This is a genomic window from Nitratireductor lacus (genome assembly GCF_056431025.1).
The window spans coordinates 1-2,511 of the sequence record NZ_JBWKMB010000049.1; the positions used below are offsets into that span (position 1 = coordinate 1).

Consider the following 2,511-nt stretch of genomic DNA (forward strand, 5'->3'; position numbering starts at 1 on the left):
GCGCAAACACGTCAGGAACGGGATGCTGTCACCCGTCGAGTTCGAACGGCAGCAGGAAATGTAACCCGAGGGTGTCCACGAAACTCGGGGCTATTCAGGCACTGCCGCAGGCCTCCATTACGACCATCGCCGGAACCTGGTCAGCCATGAACCTGCGAAAGTGCTGCCGCGTCAGTTTCCGCTGGAACTTGATCTATCCGGACATGGAAGCTCCGTGGACCTGAAAAACATTCTTGGCTAAATCGATCCCGGTCCTCGTCTCTTTGGTCATGCTCGCCTTCCTCTCCACCCACTGGACTTAACCCGACGATCCTCCAACAGAACGCGTCGGGTGGGTAGAGCGGCAACCACTCCATCTATTCAGCGCTCTTCACCGCCACGCAACACATGTTCAGGCGTAGCACTGCTTCGTCTATTGCCGCCGCATTTGCCGCGTCGGATCACTGCGGTTTTCAGCATATTCAGGGCGCGGCGTTGGGACAGGAATCGCCGATACGGGTGCCTGGTGTTTGCCGAACGGGTCGTCAGCCGCAGCTTTCAGTGCTTCATCGAAGCCGACCATACTCTGTACCAACCGGACCTCTCGTCCAGCTACGGTGACATAAGCCATTTCCACCCTTTTTGCCTCAAACATCAAAGCCTCCATAGGCCCATCGAGTAGGGAAACCGCCACGCAAGCGCTCTCACAATTCCAATGATTTATCCTTGACTCAAATCCATCTAGATTGATTATTAAGCCTATTGTTGCATCCATATTCGCCGGTGCAGAAAAAACAAGTACATTCAGATCGTTCTCGGTTTTCGCAAGTCGCCAGAGAACCGCCCCTTTCTCAGCAACAAGCGATTGTTCCAATGAGCAAATACGGCGATTCATTCGGATTGAAAGATTACATCTTAATGTCCACGGTCCGAAGGGTCGGGTTACTGTCATTCGGTCACCCGGCGCCGGCGAAGCCAGTGTATGTTGATCGAGCGATGCAAGTCTAAGCTCATCTGAATACGCAGATGACAAAGATGCAACAAGAACGACCAGCAAGAAGACAAGTATTTTCATATCCGCCTCGCATCCGAACCAACAAAGATACCCTTAAGTCAACGACAAGACTGCGCGCTTCTCAAAGACGTCAGTTGAATGAGTAGGAAGCGCCGACACCCCAACTGACGTCGCCACTGTTAAGCGAGACCCCCACCGAGCCATTCACACGCCATTTCTCGTCTCTAGACGTCCAGCCGAGGCCACCGGCAAGCGATGTGTGATCCTTAAAGCCACCGATACCGACGGCAACAGAAGCCACCCCTGGTTTATCACTGTAGCGGAGTTGGGCGGCAGCCATGGCGGAGGCCACACCTCCCCTTACTTCGCTTCTAACCTGACGAATGTCGCCAGACAGAGTATCAAATCGTGAATCGGTGTATTGGCGAAGTTTAGCAACCTTCGCATCTGTGTAATTATATGCGTCTTTACGCACTCCGGTCAGTTGCCTGACGTTTACCGCATCCATTTCCTCAACGCCGTCGGCAAGGTTAGAAACTGCAACCGGCTGCCCATTGTTGCCGGAAAGGTTGATTTTATTCGTTTTCTGTCCACGACTATCAACCTCGTATGATACCTGATTCTTGATTTGACCGTAGTTTACAGCATCGGTATCCTTTTCACCGGCAGCGACATTGGAGATGGCCACAGGCGAACCGGAGCGGTCACCTTTGAGTGATATCCTGTTTACTGGTGCTCCGTTCTCGTCATTGTCATACCTTACGAGAGTTTCTCCAGCAAAATTTTCGATGGCTTGGCGCAACTGCGCAACATTTACAGCGTCGAGATCATCAGTTCCTTGCTGGACGTTCTTGATCGCCACGCCTCTTGCACCGTTTGTGCCTAGCTTCACTTCGTCGGTAGGATTACCGTTGTTGTCAAGCGTGTATTTGATGGATGCCTTGTCGAGCGCCGCAATTTGCCTGCCCTGACTATTCATGGTCTTGGAGTGGCTAGTCATTGTGCTCTCAACACTGCTGACCCGTCCATTCAGCCTGTCGTTTTCGATTTTGGCATTGTTTACATCACCCTCGACATTGGTCACGCGGTTGCCGAGATCGCTCAGATTGTTGTTCGTCGTGCCGAGGTCGGTCTGCAGGGTGTCAATCGCGCCTTCATTCTGCGTCACACGCTCGCCAACCGAACCGATCGCCTCGTTCGTGGCGAAGAGCTGGCTGCCGTTGACGGCATCCTTCGAGGCAGCGTTCAGCGCGCCTTCCTTAACCCCGGTCACGGTCCGATCCCCCGAGGTTCCGGCCATATTGACGCTCGTCCCACCTGTTTTGGCACCAACCGTCACGTCTGCGTCGCCACCGTCCTGGCGCACCAATCCGACCTCCCCTTTATCGATGGTCTGGCTGAGGTTGGTCACCCGATCATCGACATTGGTCACGCGGTTGCCGAGATCGCTCAGATTGTTGTTCGTCGTGCCGAGGTCGGTCTGCAGGGTGTCAATCGCGCCTTCATTCTGCGTCACA

At 53.8% G+C, this 2,511-nt stretch carries 2 protein-coding genes; both read right to left on the bottom strand.

Annotation, left to right across the window (positions count from 1 at the left end; all coding sequences use genetic code 11):
- Window positions 1–412: 412 nt before the first annotated feature.
- Window positions 413–1,054 (bottom strand): invasion associated locus B family protein, encoded by a 642-nt coding sequence (locus AC07E3_RS21290; protein ID WP_478364719.1) that lies wholly within the window; start codon window positions 1,052–1,054, stop codon window positions 413–415.
- Window positions 1,055–1,124: 70 nt separating this feature from the next.
- Window positions 1,125–2,511: YadA-like family protein (locus AC07E3_RS21295; protein WP_478364721.1), on the bottom strand; the 1,387-nt coding region annotated here is incomplete at its 5' end.